Source organism: Flavonifractor sp. AGMB03687 (assembly GCF_017811815.1).
In the GTDB taxonomy this organism is placed as follows: Bacteria; Bacillota; Clostridia; order Oscillospirales; family Oscillospiraceae; genus Flavonifractor.
Window position 1 is genome coordinate 109166 of the sequence record NZ_JADKZI010000004.1, and the last position, 17537, is coordinate 126702.

Annotated in this window: 18 protein-coding genes and 1 pseudogene; 12 read left to right on the forward strand and 7 right to left on the reverse strand. The window is 62.1% G+C overall.

The window, feature by feature from the left end; all coding sequences use genetic code 11:
- Positions 1–79 precede the first annotated feature (79 nt).
- Both J9789_RS09650 and J9789_RS09655 read right to left on the reverse strand, forming a co-directional pair.
- Positions 80–907 (reverse strand): RNA methyltransferase, encoded by an 828-nt coding sequence (locus tag J9789_RS09650; RefSeq protein WP_209344844.1) that lies wholly within the window; start codon positions 905–907, stop codon positions 80–82.
- A gap of 167 nt (positions 908–1074) precedes the next feature.
- A pseudogene (locus J9789_RS09655) lies at positions 1075–1569 on the reverse strand (O-acetyl-ADP-ribose deacetylase); the annotation flags it as partial.
- A gap of 209 nt (positions 1570–1778) precedes the next feature.
- Here J9789_RS09655 and J9789_RS09660 point away from each other — a divergent pair.
- The 7 genes from J9789_RS09660 (at position 1779) to J9789_RS09690 (ending at position 7522) form a co-directional block, all read left to right on the forward strand.
- Positions 1779–2426 (forward strand): zinc ribbon domain-containing protein, encoded by a 648-nt coding sequence (locus J9789_RS09660; RefSeq protein ID WP_209344849.1) that lies wholly within the window; start codon positions 1779–1781, stop codon positions 2424–2426.
- 137 nt (positions 2427–2563) lie between these two features.
- Positions 2564–3469, forward strand: a complete 906-nt coding sequence (locus tag J9789_RS09665; protein WP_209344851.1) for a LysR family transcriptional regulator — start codon at positions 2564–2566, stop codon at positions 3467–3469.
- A 225-nt stretch (positions 3470–3694) separates the two neighbouring features.
- Complete coding sequence (locus J9789_RS09670; protein ID WP_209344853.1) at positions 3695–4870, forward strand: hypothetical protein; 1176 nt, start codon at positions 3695–3697, stop codon at positions 4868–4870.
- 23 nt (positions 4871–4893) lie between these two features.
- Complete coding sequence (locus J9789_RS09675) at positions 4894–6072, forward strand: M20 family metallopeptidase (RefSeq protein WP_209344855.1); 1179 nt, start codon at positions 4894–4896, stop codon at positions 6070–6072.
- A 48-nt stretch (positions 6073–6120) separates the two neighbouring features.
- Entirely contained in the window at positions 6121–6777 is a 657-nt protein-coding gene (locus J9789_RS09680; protein ID WP_209344857.1) for a nucleoside recognition domain-containing protein, read from the forward strand.
- A 6-nt stretch (positions 6778–6783) separates the two neighbouring features.
- A complete protein-coding gene (locus tag J9789_RS09685) occupies positions 6784–7290 on the forward strand; it encodes a nucleoside recognition domain-containing protein (RefSeq protein WP_209344859.1) in 507 nt (168 codons plus the stop codon).
- A 28-nt stretch (positions 7291–7318) separates the two neighbouring features.
- On the forward strand, positions 7319–7522 hold the full coding sequence (locus J9789_RS09690; protein WP_209344860.1) for a hypothetical protein: 204 nt from the start codon (positions 7319–7321) through the stop codon (positions 7520–7522).
- A 73-nt stretch (positions 7523–7595) separates the two neighbouring features.
- Here the strand turns inward: J9789_RS09690 and J9789_RS09695 are convergent, their stop codons facing one another.
- Positions 7596–8255 carry a DUF6198 family protein gene (locus J9789_RS09695; protein ID WP_209344862.1) on the reverse strand — a complete coding sequence of 220 codons (660 nt, stop codon included), beginning with the start codon at positions 8253–8255 and terminating at the stop codon, positions 7596–7598.
- A gap of 14 nt (positions 8256–8269) precedes the next feature.
- Entirely contained in the window at positions 8270–8971 is a 702-nt protein-coding gene (locus J9789_RS09700) for a Crp/Fnr family transcriptional regulator (protein ID WP_209344864.1), read from the reverse strand.
- Between the two features lie 171 nt (positions 8972–9142).
- On the opposite strand from J9789_RS09700, the gene hpdB reads away from it, so the two are divergent.
- The 5 genes from hpdB to J9789_RS09725 all read left to right on the forward strand — a co-directional run bounded on the left by hpdB (position 9143) and on the right by J9789_RS09725 (position 15424).
- Positions 9143–11845, forward strand: coding sequence for a 4-hydroxyphenylacetate decarboxylase large subunit (hpdB, locus tag J9789_RS09705; RefSeq protein WP_348633668.1), 2703 nt, complete (start codon positions 9143–9145; stop codon positions 11843–11845).
- A 15-nt stretch (positions 11846–11860) separates the two neighbouring features.
- Complete coding sequence (gene hpdC, locus J9789_RS09710; protein WP_209344868.1) at positions 11861–12127, forward strand: 4-hydroxyphenylacetate decarboxylase small subunit; 267 nt, start codon at positions 11861–11863, stop codon at positions 12125–12127.
- A 3-nt stretch (positions 12128–12130) separates the two neighbouring features.
- A complete protein-coding gene (hpdA, locus tag J9789_RS09715; RefSeq protein ID WP_209344870.1) occupies positions 12131–13069 on the forward strand; it encodes a 4-hydroxyphenylacetate decarboxylase activase in 939 nt (312 codons plus the stop codon).
- Positions 13070–13260: 191 nt separating this feature from the next.
- Positions 13261–14370, forward strand: a complete 1110-nt coding sequence (locus tag J9789_RS09720; RefSeq protein ID WP_209344873.1) for a hypothetical protein — start codon at positions 13261–13263, stop codon at positions 14368–14370.
- A 13-nt stretch (positions 14371–14383) separates the two neighbouring features.
- Positions 14384–15424 (forward strand): hypothetical protein, encoded by a 1041-nt coding sequence (locus J9789_RS09725; RefSeq protein ID WP_209344875.1) that lies wholly within the window; start codon positions 14384–14386, stop codon positions 15422–15424.
- A 55-nt stretch (positions 15425–15479) separates the two neighbouring features.
- On the opposite strand, the gene tsaD is transcribed toward J9789_RS09725, so the two are convergent.
- From tsaD to rimI, 3 genes are read right to left on the reverse strand one after another with little or no spacing between them, the layout of a single operon-like run.
- Positions 15480–16490 (reverse strand): tRNA (adenosine(37)-N6)-threonylcarbamoyltransferase complex transferase subunit TsaD, encoded by a 1011-nt coding sequence (gene tsaD / locus J9789_RS09730; protein WP_209344877.1) that lies wholly within the window; start codon positions 16488–16490, stop codon positions 15480–15482.
- A gap of 3 nt (positions 16491–16493) precedes the next feature.
- Complete coding sequence (locus J9789_RS09735) at positions 16494–17087, reverse strand: GNAT family N-acetyltransferase (protein WP_209344879.1); 594 nt, start codon at positions 17085–17087, stop codon at positions 16494–16496.
- Positions 17080–17532 carry a ribosomal protein S18-alanine N-acetyltransferase gene (gene rimI / locus J9789_RS09740; RefSeq protein ID WP_209344881.1) on the reverse strand — a complete coding sequence of 151 codons (453 nt, stop codon included), beginning with the start codon at positions 17530–17532 and terminating at the stop codon, positions 17080–17082. Before rimI ends, J9789_RS09735 begins: the two co-directional genes overlap by 8 nt.
- Between the last annotated feature and the right edge of the window lie 5 nt (positions 17533–17537).

The following is a 17537-nucleotide window of genomic DNA, read 5'->3' on the forward strand; positions in this document are numbered from 1 at the left end:
GAACTGGTAAAGGGCTCATCTTGAAGGATCGACACTTCAAAAAACGCCTGTGACCGATGGTCACAGGCGTTTTTATTTCTTACCGGGCCCGCAGCTCCCAGAAGGCCACGGCGCTGGCCGCCGCCACGTTGAGGGAGTCCACCCCGTGGGACATGGGGATGCACACGGTGTAGTCACAGGCGGCGATGGTATGGTCGGACAGGCCGTCTCCCTCGGTGCCCAGCACGATGGCCAGCTTGTCCTCCTGCCGCAGCCGGGGGTCCTCAATGCTGATGGCGGTATCGCTGAGGGCCATGGCCACCGTCTTGAAGCCCAGGGCGTTGAGGCGGCTCAGCCCCGGCTGGGGCCACTGGGAGGGATCGTCCCCAATGCGGGTCCAGGGGATCTGGAACACAGTGCCCATGCTCACCCGGGCCGCCCGGCGGTACAGGGGGTCGCAGCAGGTGGGGGTGACCAGCACCGCATCCATATGGAGGGCGGCGGCGGAGCGGAAGATAGCTCCCACATTGGTGGAGTCCACGATGCCCTCCAGCACCGCCACCCGCCGGGCGTTGGCACACAGCTCCTCCACCGTGGGCAGCACCGGCCGCCGCATGGCACACAGCACGCCCCGGGTCACCTCATAGCCGGTGAGGCCCTCCAGCACCGCCCGGTCGGCGGTGTAAAGGGGCAGGTCGCCGCACCGGGCCACCACCTCCTTGGCGGGGCCGTCGATCTTCTTGCGCTCCATCAGCAGGGACAGGGGCTCATACCCGGCGTCCAGGGCCCGCAGGATCACCTTGGGGCTCTCGGCGATGAAGATGCCTTTCTCCGGCTCCAGCCGGTTGCGCAGCTGGGCCTCGGTGAGCCGGGCGTAGCAGTCCAGCTGAGGGTCGGAATAGTCGGTGATCTCAATGATGTTGGCCATGTCTTTTCTTCTCCTGCTTTCTCGTGGTCCTTCGTTCAAAAGGTTGTTCTCTCTTGTTGTTCCCTTAGGTTGTTAGGGGTCGCTTTTCCGGCCGGGTCCAGGTCGGTTTTCCGACCGGGTGGTGGCCGCTTTTCCGACCGGGTCCAGGTCACTTTTCAGCCCTGGTCCAGGCGGGCCAGCACCTGCTGTGCCAGCCGGAAGGTGGGGGCGTCATAGGCCACCAGATAGACCGTCATGTCCGCCCCGGCGAACTTGCGGATGCTGGTGATGGCCACCTCCAGGGCCTCCTCCTTGGGATAGCCGTACACCCCGGCGGAGATGAGAGGGAAGGCCACCGTTTCGCAGCCATGCTCCTTGGCCAAAGCCAGGCTGTTGCGGTAGCAGCTGACGAGGGCTTCCCGCTCGCCGTGGCTGCCGCCGTGCCACACGGGGCCCACGGTATGGATCACATACTTGCTGGGCAGATGATATCCCCCCGTGATTTTGGCCTCCCCGGTAGGGCAGCCGCCCAGGGTGCGGCACTCGGCCAATAACTCCGGCCCCGCCGCCCGGTGGATGCAACCGTCCACGCCCCCGCCGCCCAGCAGGGTGCTGTTGGCAGCGTTGGCAATAGCGTCCACCTTCAGGGTGGTGATATCCCCCTGGACCAGTTCCAGCTTCATAGCCCTTCCTCCCCGTTCGATACAGATTTATTGTACCGCTGTTTATCTTGTGGTTATTATACCGCAGCCGCTCAGCCGTGGCAACGCTCATTCTCCCCTCCCCCCGTTCCGAAAACCTATTCCCCACCTATTTACAAAGTTCGTCAAATTGTTTAAAATGATAACAGTCCCAATGTGGGACGATTTCGTGAGGGACAGGAGGTCATATCATGTTCTGTAAGCATTGCGGCCATCAAGCGGCAGAGGACAGTGTGTTCTGCCCCAACTGCGGAAAACGCCTGGATTCCGCCCAGGAAGTACCTCCCAGCCAGCCGGGCAGCTACCCCAACTACACCCCCATCACGCCCCCACCCACCAGCGGCTATCAGCCCACCGGCGGCTACTATACCCCGAAAAATACCCCCAATTTCGGTGGCTACTCCATGCGCTGGTACAAGTTTTTGATCTACTTCGCTCTGTTCGCCTCCTGCGTTCTCAACGCCCTCTCCGGCCTCGGCCTGGTGACCGGCCTGATTTACGGCGACGGGCGTGAGCTGGTCTATCTGGTATTCGGCGGTTTGCGGATCGTGGACCTGATCATCGGCATTGCCATGATCGCTCTGGCTGTGTTTGATATCGTGGTCCGCCAGCGGCTGGCTCACTTCCAGCGCAGCGGCCCCCGCTCCCTGCTGATGCTCTATGCGGCCAGCACCGTGGTCTCCCTGCTTTATCTGCTTCTGGCCACCGCTATCGTAGGCGACTGGTTCCTCTCCTCCGATACGATCAATCAGTACGCCACCAATACCATCCTCTCCGTGGTGATGATATTGGTCAACAACCTCTACTTTAAAAAGCGCGCTTCCCTGTTTGTCAACTAATTCGCAACCACCGGGCGCGCCGCAGTGTGCGGCGCGCCTTTTTTCTTTTTATTGACATCCCCCAAGGCAGATACTAAAATGTCAAAATAAGCTTCTCTGCCTAGGCATCACAACGGCAGAGGGGGAAAGGAGCCGCTATGCAGCTGCAGCAGTTGACCTATTTCGTGGAGATCGCCGAGCGAGGCAGCATTAACAAGGCCGCCGAGGCCCTCTTCGTCACCCAGCCCAATCTGAGCAAAGCCATCAGCAATCTGGAGGCGGAACTCAATGTGGAGATCTTCCTGCGCACCAACAAGGGCGTGGCCCTCACCGAAGAGGGCAAGAAGCTCTATCAGTACGCCCGCACCATCCTCAACCAGATCGAGCTCATCAACAACATGGCCCCCAAGGAGCCGCCCCGGCTGCTGTCCATCGCCTCCTACCCCATCCTGACCATGGGGCGGCTGGTGAGCCAGTTCTACCTGGACCACCGGGACGAGAATATCAGCCTGAAAATGCTGGAGTGCCGCATTCAGCGGGTCATTGAGCGGGTGGAAAACAGCGAGGCCGAGATCGGCTTCATCATGAGCAACAACGTACAGGTCAAGGAGCTGCGCCACACCCTCAATTATAAGAACCTGAAATTCAATCCTCTGGGCACCGACACCTGGTACGTTAACGTGGGCCCCAACCACCCCCTGTACGACCGGGAGGAGGTCACCATGACCGAGCTGCTGGACTACCCCTTTGTCCGGCTTCCCGACGACTACTTCTCCAACCTGACCTTCTACCTGGAGATTGACGGCATACCCCTCAACCGGTTCACCCGGGTGGTCTATGTCAGCGACTCCGCCGCCATTCTCTCCCTGCTCCAAAGTACGGATGTATTCCGCTTTGGCCCCGGCCTCAGCGCCCCCGACTTCGCCCGCTACGGCATCCGCACCATCCCCATCCGCAACTGCAAGGTCCAGATCAACGTGGGCTGGATCCAGCGCAAGCGGGAATTGCTCAGCCGGGAGGCCCAGGCCTTCGTGGGAGAGTTAGAAAAACTTTATCCCGTTTAATTGTATAAATTGACGAATATTTACTAGTTATTGGAAATCCACCTCTGACCAATCCGGTCGGAGGTGGATTTTTTTGCATTCTTCTTGTTGGATTCTCACAAAAAACCACCCAGTCCAGTTGTAGGAAAGTGCCATTCCGTCTGGTTATAACTCAGCTATAATTTTTTCAGCTTAGACATTTATAGCTAAAACCGCTATTCTTGCACCCGTAAGGAGGTGCCGTGCATGATCGCTGTTGCTGCACTGGCGGTTTTACTGTGTATTTACGCCGCGGGCGAACTCATCGCCCAAAAGACAAAGGCCATTTTCTCCTCTGTTCTCAGTATGGCCATCCTGTTGTTGGCCGGCTTCTGGAGCGGACTGCTTCCCGCCACCATCATCGAGGATGCACAGATCACCGGCTTCGGCAACGTGATCGCGGGACTGCTCATCGTATCCCTGGGCACCACCATCGACTTCCAGGAGCTCAAGCAGCAGTGGCGTGTGGTGGTCACCGCCTTCCTGTGCGTGTGCGGCGCGGTGCTGGTCATCATCCTGGTGGGCATCCCCACCATGGGACCCCAGATGGCCCTGTCCAGCGCCCCCATCTTCGCCGGCGGCAGCGCCGCCACCCTCATCATGACCACGGCTCTCAATGAGAAAGGACTGGCTCTGGCCAGCACCTTCTGCATCGCGCTCTATGTGACTCAGAAATTCATCGGCGTACCCATCGCCTCTCTGCTGCTGCGGCGCACCGCCCGGCAGTTCATCCAGCGGCCCGAGCTGGTGGCCCAGTACGGCAGCCAGACTGAGACCCAGAGTTCTTCCTCCGGCGGCCACCGCCGTCCCCTCCAACTGCCTCCCCTCTTCGCCCGGCCCTCGGTCTACCTGGCCAAGCTGGGCCTGGTGGCGGTGGTCGCCCACTACGCCTCCGTCCTCACCGGCGGCGTCATCCACTACTTTGTCATGTGCCTGGTGATGGGCGCCCTCTTCTTCGCCCTAGGCTTCCTGGACAAGAACATCCTGAACAAGACCCAGTCTTCCGGACTCATCACCTTCTTTGTCACCATCCTCATCTTCTCCAACCTGGCTACCACCACCCCCGCCCAGGTGGTATCGGTCATCGGCCCCCTGCTCATCGCGGCGGTGGGCGGCGTGGCCGGCACGGTGGTCGTGGGTTTTGTGTGCGGCAAGCTCCTCCGCCTGCCCTTCGGCCTGGCGGTGTCCCTGGGCATCAGCTGCACCTTCGGCTTCCCCACCACCATGCTCATCCCCCAGGAGGTGGCCGAGGCTGTGGGCACCACCCAGGAAGAGAAGACCGCGATTCTCAACTATCTGCTGCCTAAAATGCTGATGGCGGGCTTTGTCACCGTCACCATCGCCTCGGTCATCCTGGCCGGTGTTGCGGTGCGCCTGCTGTGATCCAACACAAGGAGGTCATTGAAATGGAACCGATTTTTGAAACCATTCACACGTACATCGACGGCCAGCACGAGGCCATGCTCAAGCTGTGGGAGGAGCTGGTCAACACCGAGAGCGGCTCCCGCAACTTGGAGGGCGTAGCCGCCGTCACCGACATCCTCCGCCGGGAGATGGAGGCCACCGGCATGCGCACCAAGGTGCTGCCGGTAGATAACGCCGCCGGTGTGCTGGTGGGCGAGTGGAACTGGGAGAGTGACAAGGCTCCCCTCATCTTCCTGGGCCACATGGACACGGTATTCCCCGACGGCACCGTGGCAAAAAACCCCTTCCGGGTGGACGAGGAAGGCTTTGCCCACGGCCCCGGCGTGCTGGACATGAAGCCCGGCCTGGTCATCGGCCTGTTTGCCATCCGTGCTCTGGCCGCCGCCGGCTGGAAGGAGCGCCCCATCAAGTGCGTCTTTGCCGGTGACGAGGAGAACCTGCACATGTTCTCCAACGCAAAGCAGGTGCTCCAGCAGGAGGCCCAGGGCGCTCTGGCCGCCTTCAACTTTGAGACCGGCTTCCTGGATGACAGCTTCGTGGTGGGCCGCAAGGGCGGCGGACCGGTGCGTCTCACCGTCCACGGCGTGTCCGCCCACTCGGGCAACGCCCCGGAGAAGGGCCGCTCCGCCATTCTGGAGGCCGCCCGCAAGGTGGTGGAGCTGGAGGCCTGCAACGACCTGGAGGCCGGCCGCCTGCTCAACTGCGGCAAGATCACCGGCGGCATTGGTGAGAACACCATCCCCGATCAGTGCGTGGTGCAGATTGGTCTGCGCTTCAACACCACCGCCCAGAAGGACGAGCTCATCGCCGCTCTGGAGCAGGCTGCCGCCAACAACACCGTGGCCGACACCTGGTCCGAACTGGACACCAGCCGCCTGATGGAGTGCATGGACACCACCCCCGGCGTCACCGCTCTGTTTGAGCACCTGAAGCAGACCGCCCTGGACTGCGGCTACGGCCCCATCACCTCCTGCCGGGTGGGCGGCCTGTCCGACTCCGGCCTCACCGTCTCCAGCGGTGTGCCCACCGTGTGCGGTATGGGCGTCAAGGGCGAGGGCAACCACACCCCCACCGAGTGCGCTCAGGTGGAGTCCCTGTACAGCCGCTGCGTGCTGGCCGCCTGCGCCGCCGCCACCCTGCAGGACAGCTTTGCTGGATAACGGCGCTCCTGTGCCGATGAACCAGAGAGAACACAAGGAGGGAACGACATGAGTCAAACCACAGCACAAGCCCCCAAGAAAGAAAAGGTCGGGATCGGCGCATGGATCGCGCTGGTCGTCCTGATCGTCATCCTGTCCGGCGTCTTCCGTACCAGCGACACCCCGCTGAAGGTACTGGACTTCACCAACCTGAGCGGCGCCTTCGGCACCATCGGCGACACCGGCGCCAACTTCATCGGCTCAGGCGGCTCGGGCGCCAAGGACGGCTTCATGGCCGGTCTGAACCTGATCCCCGCCGTCATGCTCTTCTGCGGCCTGCTGGGCGTTTTTGAGCAGCTGGGCGCCTTCAAGGCCTCCGATATCCTGTTCCGCCCCCTGCTGCGCCCCCTGCTGGGCATCCCCGGCTCCACCGGCGTAGCCTTCATCAGCAGCTTCACCGGCTCCGATGTGGCCGCCGTCATGACCCGGGACCTGTATGAGAGCGGCAGCATCACCGACGACGAGCGCACCATCTTCGTGGCTTACCAGTACGCCGGTTCGGCCTGTATCAACAACACCATCACCGGCGGCGCACCGCTGCTGGCCATCTGCCCTGTCAGCCTGGGCGCTGTCATCGTCATCGAGTTCTTCTGCAAGCTGATCGGCGCCAACGTGGTCCGTCTGATCCTCTTCTTCCGGTCCAAGAAGCGCGCAGGAAAGGAGTAATCTGAAATGAGCGAAAAAACCGCCGTTGCCGCCGCCGCCCCCGTCAAAAAGACCTCCGTGGTGGACACCTTCCTGAAGGGCTGTGTCCGTGGCTTCAAGGTCGGCATTGAAAATATCACCCCCGCCATGATCCTGGGCTACACCCTGGTGTACATCCTCCAGGCCACCGGCCTGATGGACCTGCTGGGCACCGTCTTCGCACCCGTCATGGGCCTGTTCGGTCTGCCCGGTGAGGCCTTCGCGGTCCTCATCTCCGCCTTCTTCGCCAAGGCCTCCGGCTGCGCCACCGCCGCCACCATGTATGCCGCCGGTACCCTGACTCTGGGCCAGGCCTCCATGCTGCTGCCCGCCTGTATCCTGATGGGCACCCTCATCGGCCACTATGCCCGCATCGTGCTGGTCACCGACAGCAACAAGAAATGGCACCCCCTGCTGCTGGTCATCCCCCTGCTGGACGCCGCCATCTCCCTGGTGGTCATGCGGGTGATCCTGACCTTCATGGGTATTTCCTGATCGTTTTTTCAGAAAGGAGCGTACAGATATGAGCAAACGCCAGGGACAGCGCCTGCAGGGCATGGGCTGCGTGCTCATCCTCACCGTTATGCTGGTGGATCACTTCCTCTTCTCCATCCAGGAGGGCTTCATCCTGGCCGCGGCCTGTCTGTCCGCCGCCCTGCTGATCGCCGGGGTCCGGATGGTCAAGCTGGCCGAGATCCGGCAGGAGCAGGCAGGGCAAAATCCATAAATGCCACCTCTTTCTTCCTTCTCAAACGCAGAGCGCCCTTCCGCATTACGCGGAAGGGCGCTCTGTCCGTTCTTCAGCACAAAAAAGCCTTTTCAAATTTGGCCAGGGGCTTGCTGAACGCCTTGGCCAGCAGGCCCACGCAGATGGCGGCGGCAACGGTACCCTCCCGCACCCCCTCCAGGCGGCCCAGGAAGACCAGCCCGGTGACGATGGAGATACACACCAGGGTCACGTCAAAGATCACCTTCATGTTGCCGAACTTCACCGGCGCCACCTGGCAGATGGCCAGCACCACGCCCTCGCCGGCGGTGGTGACCAGCCGGGCGGTGACCTCGATGCTCACCCCCAGGCCCACCAACACGATACCGATGGCGCACAGCACCCACTGCTGGAGGTAGTTGCTGTAATGGATCCCCTGGAGCACCACGCCCGCCCCGTCGATGAACAGGCCGAACACAATGGCCGCCGGGAACTGGAGCAGCTGCACCCACTGGTACCGCCGCCGCAGGATAAGAATTTGAAGCAGCACAAAAATGCCATTCATGATAATAGTGGTGGTACCCACCGACAGGCCGGAGATATAGCTGGTCACATAGGGCACGCTGGAGATAGGCGAGGTGCCCAGGGCCCCTTTGATGGAAAAGGCCACCCCAAAGGCCATGACGCCAAAGCCCACCAGCAGCATCACCAGGCGGGCCGGGATCCGGCGCAGCCGCTGCTTTTCTTCGTTCATTTCATTCTGACTCCTCACTGGATGGACCCGGTGCCGCTCACCGAGTCGTAAAAGAGCCGGATGCCCTCGGTCATCCGCTCCAGGGCCTGCCGGTCCCGGATGCGGTAGCCCCGCCCTTTGGGCTCCAGCAGCCCGGCCTGCCGCCACCGCTTGAGAATGTAGCATAAGCTCCGGCGGCTCATGCCGATCTCCTCGCTCATGGTCTCCAGAGTGGCCGACACCAGGTCTCCGCCGCCCCGCAGAAAATAGAAAGCGGCGTTCTCCTCCAGGGAGAAGAGGTTGAGGCTCAGGGTCTTGCGATACATGTGGTAGGTCCGCTTGCTGGTACACCGGTAAAAGAGCAGGGCGAAAGTTGGGTCGCCCATCAGCTCCTGAAAGAGCGGATCGGAGAACTCCAGGTACAGACACTCGGTGCGGGCCAGGATGGTGGAGTCGAAGTTAAACCCCCGCAGCTTGCTGATGTGCCCGGAGAACTCCCCCCGGCCCACCTGGTCCAGCAGCATCCGCCTGCCGTTATAGGAGATGCTGAAAATCTTCACATCCCCCCGCAGCAGATAGATGATATGGCAGCCGCTGCCGCCTGCGTCGGCGATGCAGTCCCCCGCCTCTGCCCGGCACAGGGGAATACGCCCCGCCTCGTAGTGGGTGGCGATAAAGGGATAGATCTCTAGCTCCCGGATCCCCGTCTCCACCTCGCCCCGCAGTGTCTGTATCATGCTGTCCGCCGTCCTTCCCGGAGTCAAACCGCCCGTCTTATCCTCTTTAGTTTAGCACAGTCATTTTTCTTCCGCAACCGCCCAGAAAATCTCCGCGCCAGTGCAAAGTGCACTTTAGCAGAAGTTCGATCCGGTATAATATTTCTTATATCATATAAGAAAGGACGGTTGGTGACTTTGGAAACCAATGAAGCCAAGCTCCAGGAGATCCTGAACGCCCGTGGGATCGGTGCCGAGCAAATGAAAGAGGTCTGCGAAAAGGAAATTCCCGCCGCCGCGGAGAGTTTCCAGCGGATTATGGATATTTACTACATCCTGAAGGTCACGGCGGACATGGAGAGCGCCTACTGGTACAACCGTGTCTGGTGGGAGAACGACGGCGACCTGATCGAGGTACGCCGGGCCAAGGCGGTGGCCGCCTCCCTGGCCCACAGCACCCCCACCATCCTGCCCGATGAAAAGCTGGTCATGAACAAGACCAAGCACATCCGCGGCGCCTTCCCCTTCCCCTGGGTGTGCGCCAGTTTCTTCAACTCCATGGCGGAGTCCCTGATGAACGAGGTGGACGCCCCCGCCGAGAACGAGGCCGACTCCGTCTCCATCGTGGGCAACGGCGGCGGCAACGTCACCGAGAGCTACGGCGAGGTCATCTCCATCGCCAAGAAGTTCGGCATGCGCAAGGAGGACATCCCCGTTCTGGTGAAGGTGTCCAAGTACTGGGACGGCATCTCCGTGGAGGACATCTCCGACAAGTACGCCAAGAACCTGCCCGGCTACGACCAGTTCAAGAGCATCATGGACAGCGTGCTGGTCATGTTCGACTCCTTCGCCATCCCCCAGGGCCGCGAGGTCATGAACTACTACCTGCCCCTGCAGTACGGCTTTGACCGCATCATCGAGCTGTGCGACGAGAAGATGGCCGAGACCATGGGCGAGGCCGGCGGCGACGGCGTGCTGGGCATGAGCCGCGGCTACTACTACGCCGCCATGAAGGAGATCGTCAAGGGCCTGAGCCAGTGGTGCGAGAACTACGCCCGCAAGGCCGAGGACCTGGCCTCCCGTGAGCCCGACGAGAAGTACAAGAAGAACTACCTGGAGATCGCCCAGGTCATGCACAACATCGCCCACAAGCAGCCCTCCACCTTCCGTGAGGCCCTGCAGCTGACCCTGTGCCTCCACCTGGGCGTGGTCAACGAGGATCCTCAGTCCGGCCAGTCCATCGGCCGTCTGGGCCAGGTGCTCCAGCCCTTCTACGAGAAGGACATCCAGGACGGCGTCACCACCGACGAGGAGGTCATCGAGCTGCTGGAGCTCTACCGCATCAAGATCACCTGCATCGAGTGCTTCGCCTCCGCCGGTGTGTCCGGCGGCGTGCTGTCCGGCAACACCTTCAACAACCTGTCCCTGGGCGGCCAGAACTACGACGGACTGTCCGCTGTCACGCCTCTGGAGTACCTGATCGTGGAGGCCGGCATGCGGGCCCAGACCCCTCAGCCCACCCTCTCCGTGCTGTACGATGAGAAGATGCCCGAGGACTTCCTGATGAAGGCCGCCGCCTGCACCAAGCTGGGCATGGGCTACCCCGCCTGGATGAACAACCAGGTAGGCATGAACTTCATGCTCCGCCAGTACGGCCCCGAGGGCATGGATCTGTATGACGCCCGGGCCTGGTGTCTGGGCGGCTGCCTGGAGTCCGCTCCCGGCTGCTTCCTGCCCCTGGAGTACAACGGCAAGGTGACCATGATCCCCGGCGGCGCCTCCCCCACCTGCGGTACCGGCATCCACTTCACCGCCCTGCCCAAGGTGCTGGAGCTGGTGCTCACCAACGGCGTGGACCAGCGTACCGGCAAGCGGGTCTTCCCCGCCCACAATGAGACCATCGACAGCTTCGAGAAGCTGGTGGACCTGTGGAAGAAGTATCTGGATATCAGCAACCGCGTGGTCAACAAGGTGAACAACATCCAGATGGACGTGTGGCGCAAGTACAACATGCCCGCTGTCAACTCCCTGCTGAAGCCCGACTGCTTCAAGAAGGGCCAGCACATCGGCAACTGCGGCTCCCGCTACAACGCCTGCATCAACTTCGAGTCCTGCGGCACCATCACCTTCATCAACTCTCTGGCGTCCATCAAGAAGAATGTCTTCGACGACAAGAAGTACACCCTGGAGGAAATGACCGACGCCATGCTCCACAACTTCGGCTTCCGTACCGCCTACGAAACCGGCGTCTACTCCCCCGACTACCGCGAGAGCACCGAGGAGGCCGGCAAGTACGCCGCCATCTTCGCCGACTGCGTCAACGCCCCCAAGTACGGCAACGCCGACCCCTACGCCGACAGCCTGCTGCGGGACTACCACATGTACCTGCTCCACTACCTGCCCACCATCGAGTCCTTCTTCGGCAAGCCGGAGTACCTGTGCCAGATCTCCGTGTCCACCCACGGTCCCCAGGGCTTCATCACCCTGGCCACCGCCGACGGCCGTCTGGCGGGCACCACCTACTCCGACGGCTCCGTGTCCGCCGCCGCCGGCACCGACAAGAACGGCGTGTACGCCCTCTTTGAGTCGGCCACGGTGTACGACCACTCTCAGAACCAGAACGCCCAGATGAACCTGAAGCTGCATCCCTCCGCCGTCCAGGGCGTCCAGGGTACCCGCAAGCTGCTGGAGCTGGTGCGCACCTACATGCGCAAGGGCGGCTTCCACGTCCAGTTCAACGTGGTCAGCTCGGACACCCTGCGGGACGCTCAGAAGTCCCCCGACAAGTACCGCGATTTGATGGTGCGTGTGGCCGGCTTTACCCAGTACTGGTGCGAGATCGGCAAGCCCATCCAGGACGAGGTCATCTACCGGACCGAATACGATGAAGCGTAATTGGGAGGCACCAAAATGAAACATGTAGACTGTGTGAACTATATCAATCTGGACTGCGAGAAGGGCATGTGCGCCCTCTCCAAGCAGATCGTCCCCATCGACGGCGCGGGCAGCGAGGGCTGCCCCAACTGGAAGGCCGCCCCCAAGTGCGGCAACTGCGCCTGCTTCTCCGGCGCGGACGACCACGGCATCGGCACCTGCAAGGGCTTCGAGAAGGAGAACTGGGCTTACGCCAACTGCGGCGCCTTCTGCTGCGAGCACTATCAGGCCGCCCAGGGGTGATCCATGGGCGTCAAGGGAACCGTTTTTGATATCCAGTCCTTCTCCGTCCACGACGGACCGGGCTGCCGCACCACCGTCTTTCTCACCGGCTGCCCCCTCCACTGCGCGTGGTGCGCCAATCCGGAGAGCTGGACGGCGGGCAAGCACTTGATGTACGCCGCCAACGTATGCAAGTGGGACAAGGGCTGCCGGGTCTGCGAGCCGGTATGCCCCGCCCACGCCATCCACTTCCCCGAGGGGCAGGCCCCTGTGGTGGATCTGGCCACCTGCGCCAGCTGCACCACCTTCGACTGCGTGGATATCTGCCCCAACCGGGCCTTGAAGCAGTGCGTGAAGGAGTACACCAGCGAGGAGCTGCTCAAGATCCTCCGCCGGGATTTCAGCAGCTGGGGCCAGAACGGCGGCGTCACCTTCAGCGGCGGCGACCCCATCCTCCAGCATGATTTCCTGGTGGAGGTACTCAAGGGCTGCCGGGATCTCCAGATCCACACCGCCATTGAGACCAGCGCCTACTTCGACACCGCCCGCTTCCTGGACGTGATGCAGTACATCCAGTTCGCCTTCATCGACGTCAAGCACATGGACCCCGAGGCCCACAAGGCGGGCACCGGTGTAGGCAACCAGCAGATTCTGGACAACATCCGGGCCCTGGTCCGGTCCGGCTGGACCGGGCGGCTGGTGCTCCGCCAGCCCACCATCGGCGGCTACAATGACAGCGAGGAAAACGCCCGCAGGGTCATTGCCTTCATGCAGGAAAACGGCCTCTTCGAGATCAACCTGCTGAAATTCCACCGGATGGGCCAGACCAAGTGGGAGCAGCTGGGCAAGGAGTACGCCTACGCCAGCAAGGGCGACGTTACCGACGAGACCCTCCAGGCTCTCCAGGCCCTCTATCTGGACGCGGGCATCGCCTGCTATGTGGGCAACCGCACCGCTTTCTGATCTTCCCTGTTTATGTAAAAGGACGTACCGCACAGCCTGCGGTACGTCCTTTTTTTACCCCTTTTCTCTTAAGAAAATTTCCAATCCTATGCAGCTGGAATATTGTATGGCCTCCTATATTCCTGTAGATTTAAGGTATAGCACACCGGTGCGGCGCCGGGCCGCACCCTGTGAACAAGGAGGTCATAGAGATGAAAAAGTTCCTTTCCCTGCTGCTGTGTCTTGCCATGGCCCTGTCCCTGGCGGCCTGCGGAGGCGGCGGCCAGCCTGCCAACAACTCCGTCCCCCCCACTGATCCTGGCACGGAGAGCACCCCGCCCGTAGAGGAATCCACCGCTCCCGCCGCTGAGTTCACCCCCGTGTCTGTCGGTGAGACCATCACCCTGGACTTCATGGAGCTGACCATCGGCAACGTGGGCTCCGGCGCGAAGATGACCGAGGGCAACAGCTCTCTGGTCACCTCCAACGAGAGCAACGGCTACTACTGGCTGGATGCCACCCTGATGAACACCGCCGGCCAGGCCTTCCCCCTCTACAACATGAACGTGCGGATGGTGTTTGACGACAAGTACAACTATGAGGGCGACGTCCAGTGCTTCACCGCCGTCGACATGGACCCCCTGGTGCAGAACCACATCTTCATCTACGCCGAGGTGCCCAAGACCCTGCTGGACAGCTACCAGAGCGTGACCATCCAGTTCGGCTTCAACGACGAGTTCGCCGAGTATGATTACGAGCAGTTCAACTACGAACTGGCTCTGGAGAACTTCCAGAACCTCTATGAGTTTACTTATACCAAGGGTGACGACACCGCCTCCTCCGCCTCCGCGGAGGGGGCGGCGGCCGCATCGGGCGAAAACTCCGGCACCAAGACCATCTCCGCCGGTGAGACCATCACCACCGACGACTATGAGTTCACCCTCAACGCCGTGGAATTCTCCTATGAGGTCCTCCCCGCCGATACCACCGGCTACTACAGCTATTACAGCCCGGAGAGCGGCAACGTCTACATCCATGTGGACGCTACGGTGAAGAACCTGATGAAGCGGGACATCCAGATCGGTGAGATCATGACGGCAGAGGCCATTTACGGTGACGGCTACTCCTACAAGGGCTTCGCCGTGGTGGAGGACGGCTCCTCCTTCAACTTCGCCAGCTCCTGGTCCGCCGCCGCTCCCCTGCAGAGCTGCAACGCCCACTACCTTATCGAGTGTCCCGACGAGGTGGAGAGCAGCTCCGACCCCCTGGTGGTGGGGATCACCCTGTCCGACGGCATCACCTATCTGTACACCATGCGCTGAGCTGGAGGTTCCTATGAAACGAAACCTTGCTTTGACACTGACCTGCGCCATGGTCCTCTCCCTCACCGCCTGCTCCGGCGGCGGCTCGGACCAGCCCAGCACCGCCCCCACGCCTTCTCCCACCCCCGCCCTCACCGACTACAGCATCACTGTCCCGCTGTACGCCCTGACCGCCTATGACATCACCGAGGATGTGCAGATCCAGGACTTTGTCTTTAATGACCAGGGCCGGCTGACCAGCAAACAGGAAAACCACTCCGACATCACCTATACCTACGACCAGGAGGGCCGCCTGACCCAGCTCACCGACGTAGGCTACTACGGCACCGACACCTCAGATTACACCTATCAGGAGAGCGGCCTGGTGGATACGGAAAGCGAGCATTCCGACCACTCGATCCGGGACGGCAATGTGTTCTCCTACCAGTATGTGCTGGATGACGCCGGCCAGGTAACCAAGCTGACCATCGTCAACACCACCGATCCCGATCACTACACCTCGGAATTCACCTTCGAGTACAACGCCGCCGGTTATGTGGTGTCCGAGACTGAGTACGGCCAGAAAAACACCTACCTCATCACCCCCTTCTACGACTGCTTCGGCCGGCTGATCGGCAGCGACTCCGGTTCCATGCGCCGCACCTATACCTATGGAGAGGCGGGTACGCTCACTTTGTCCACCGGCACCGACAGCCCCCTGGTGACCGCAGATCAGTGGACCAGCTTTACCGAGGCTGAGGGTCTGCCCACCCCCGACTCCTGTATCAACACTATCACCGCCGGGCCGGAGAGCGATACGTACACCTACTGTCTGCCCGACGGAGACGCAGTCTCCCGTTTCCTGGCGTATGACCGGCCCACCATCCCCGGCGGTCCCAACCAGGCCCATCAAGCGTATCTGATGTACTGCACCATCCTCTCCGATGTGCTGGGTTATACCCTGGAGGAGCAGTCCGACGGCTCCACTCTGGTCTCCCTGGAAGGCGTTCCGGTAGCCACCCTGTCCGTCACCCTGGATGAGCAGTACGGTCCCCTGCTCCAAATTTCCTTCTGACTTCCCTTTCTCAAAACAAAACGGCCGCCCAAACGGGCGGCCGTTTTCTGTTTTCTTATCCTTTTTTGATGTCCCGGGTGGCGTAGGCGTTGAGATCCATGCCGCCCCGCTTGCCCGCCAGGTACTCGTAATAGCCCTGGCAGCCGATCATGGCGCCGTTGTCTCCGCACAGGGACAAGGGAGGCAGGTACAGCTCGTCCCCCGTCTTGCGGCAGGCCGCCTCCAGGTCGGCCCGGATGCGGGAGTTGGCCGCCACACCGCCGGCCACAGCGATCTTGCCATAGCCGCAGCGCTTGGCCGCCTCCATGGTGCGGGGCACCAGGGTATCGCTGACGGCGGCGGCAAAGGAGGCCGCCAGCCCCTTCATGTCCAGCTGCTCCCCCTTCTGCTGGGCGTTGTGGGCCAAGTTGAGCACTGCTGTCTTCAGCCCCGAGAAGGACATATCCAGGGGCGCGTCGGCCACGTGGGCCCGAGGCAGGTCGTACCGCTTGTCGTCGCCCCCCTGGGCCAGCTTGTCCATGGGTGCGCCGCCGGGATAGCCGATGCCCAGCACCCGGGCCACCTTGTCAAAGCACTCCCCCGCCGCGTCGTCCCGGGTGGCCCCCAGGATCTCCATGTCGGTGTAGCCCTTCACATCCACGATCATGGTATTGCCGCCCGACACGCACAGGCACACAAAGGGGGGCTCCAGGTCGGGATGGGCGATGTAGTTGGCGGCGATGTGGCCCCGGACGTGGTGGACGGGCACGATGGGCACGTCCAGGCCGTAGGCCACCGACTTGGCAAAGTTGACCCCCACCAGCAGGGCCCCGATGAGGCCGGGGGCGTAGGTCACCGCCACCGCGTCGATGTCGCTCCGGGTCACCCCCGCCTGCTGGAGGGCCTGGTCGGCCAGGCCGGCGATGGCCTCGATGTGCTTGCGGGAGGCGATCTCAGGCACCACGCCGCCGTAGAGGGCGTGCATGTCGGCCTGGGAGGCAATGGCGTCGGACAGGACGGTGCGGCCGTCCTTTACCACCGCCACCGCCGTCTCGTCGCAGGAGGATTCAATGGCAAGAATAAGCATGGTTCATTCCTTCTTTCCGCAGTGAGCCGCCGGGATGTGGATCATCCGGCGAAACAATAGAGGGGGCATATGGCTCTGATACAATCCCCGGTGGGCCTTCTGGAGCTCCGCCCCGCTTAGCGGCAGCGCTCCCGGCCATGCCAGCATGGCATAGCGCACCTGAAAAATATCCGACTGATAGTCCAACAGGCGGAATCCCGCCCGCTGGTAAAAGGCGATCCGCCGCCGGCGCAGCCGGTCCTCCTCCGGCGGGAGCCCCGGCTCGGGCGCTTCCGCCTCCACCAGCAGGGCACACGACGGACCATACTGCTCCTTGAGCAGCTCCAGAGCCTGGGTACCCAGTCCCCGGCCCCGGCCGTCGGGGCACACAGCCAGGTAGTCCAGCAGGGCGCAGTGTCCCTCCGCCGTTCTCCAAAGAAAGGCATAGGCCAGCAGCTTTTCACCCGCAAAAACGCCCCAGGTATCGTACCGCCCTGTCCGCCGCAGGGACTCGATAGACGCCAGAGACCGGCGTTCGCTGGGCGGAAAATCTGCCCGCACAAAGGTCCGGTAGACCTGCCGCAGCTGACGGTCGGTGAGCAGGCGCAGCTCAGGCATGGTCCCCAAACTCCACCGTCATGAGCAGGGCATCTTCGTTCAGCTCCCGATAGTAGTTCTTCCGGCGGCCCACCACCTGGAAGCCCAGCTTCTCATACAGGGCGATGGCGGGGGAATTGCTCTCCCGCACCTCCAGGGTGAGGAAGGCCAGATGGGCCTGTCCGAACCGGATGTAGGCGCTGAGGATGGCCTCGGCCACCCCCTGGCGGCGGTAGGCCGGGGCCACCGCGATCTTTTCCAGAGTGCCCTCGTCCAGGATCGCCCGCACCTCGCCGTAGCCCAGCACGGTGCCATCCTCCCCCTCGGCCACCACCAGGGAGATCGTATCGTTGTACAGCTCCTGCTCCAGCAGGGCCTCCGACCAGGGGTGGGAGAAGCACTCCCGCTCGATGGCCGCCACCTGACTCAGGTGGGACTTGTCCATGGGGACCAGTTGATAATTCACAGCGC

What these genes read in the sequence shown, in the direction of transcription:
- J9789_RS09650 (WP_209344844.1), bottom strand. Translation starts at nt 907, where the DNA reads ATGGCCAACATCATTGAGATCACCGACTATTCCGACCCTCAGCTGGAC.
- J9789_RS09660 (WP_209344849.1), top strand. Translation starts at nt 1,779, where the DNA reads ATGTTCTGTAAGCATTGCGGCCATCAAGCGGCAGAGGACAGTGTGTTC.
- J9789_RS09665 (WP_209344851.1), top strand. Translation starts at nt 2,564, where the DNA reads ATGCAGCTGCAGCAGTTGACCTATTTCGTGGAGATCGCCGAGCGAGGC.
- J9789_RS09670 (WP_209344853.1), top strand. Translation starts at nt 3,695, where the DNA reads ATGATCGCTGTTGCTGCACTGGCGGTTTTACTGTGTATTTACGCCGCG.
- J9789_RS09675 (WP_209344855.1), top strand. Translation starts at nt 4,894, where the DNA reads ATGGAACCGATTTTTGAAACCATTCACACGTACATCGACGGCCAGCAC.
- J9789_RS09680 (WP_209344857.1), top strand. Translation starts at nt 6,121, where the DNA reads ATGAGTCAAACCACAGCACAAGCCCCCAAGAAAGAAAAGGTCGGGATC.
- J9789_RS09685 (WP_209344859.1), top strand. Translation starts at nt 6,784, where the DNA reads ATGAGCGAAAAAACCGCCGTTGCCGCCGCCGCCCCCGTCAAAAAGACC.
- J9789_RS09690 (WP_209344860.1), top strand. Translation starts at nt 7,319, where the DNA reads ATGAGCAAACGCCAGGGACAGCGCCTGCAGGGCATGGGCTGCGTGCTC.
- J9789_RS09695 (WP_209344862.1), bottom strand. Translation starts at nt 8,255, where the DNA reads ATGAACGAAGAAAAGCAGCGGCTGCGCCGGATCCCGGCCCGCCTGGTG.
- J9789_RS09700 (WP_209344864.1), bottom strand. Translation starts at nt 8,971, where the DNA reads ATGATACAGACACTGCGGGGCGAGGTGGAGACGGGGATCCGGGAGCTA.
- hpdC (WP_209344868.1), top strand. Translation starts at nt 11,861, where the DNA reads ATGAAACATGTAGACTGTGTGAACTATATCAATCTGGACTGCGAGAAG.
- hpdA (WP_209344870.1), top strand. Translation starts at nt 12,131, where the DNA reads ATGGGCGTCAAGGGAACCGTTTTTGATATCCAGTCCTTCTCCGTCCAC.
- J9789_RS09720 (WP_209344873.1), top strand. Translation starts at nt 13,261, where the DNA reads ATGAAAAAGTTCCTTTCCCTGCTGCTGTGTCTTGCCATGGCCCTGTCC.
- J9789_RS09725 (WP_209344875.1), top strand. Translation starts at nt 14,384, where the DNA reads ATGAAACGAAACCTTGCTTTGACACTGACCTGCGCCATGGTCCTCTCC.
- tsaD (WP_209344877.1), bottom strand. Translation starts at nt 16,490, where the DNA reads ATGCTTATTCTTGCCATTGAATCCTCCTGCGACGAGACGGCGGTGGCG.
- J9789_RS09735 (WP_209344879.1), bottom strand. Translation starts at nt 17,087, where the DNA reads ATGCCTGAGCTGCGCCTGCTCACCGACCGTCAGCTGCGGCAGGTCTAC.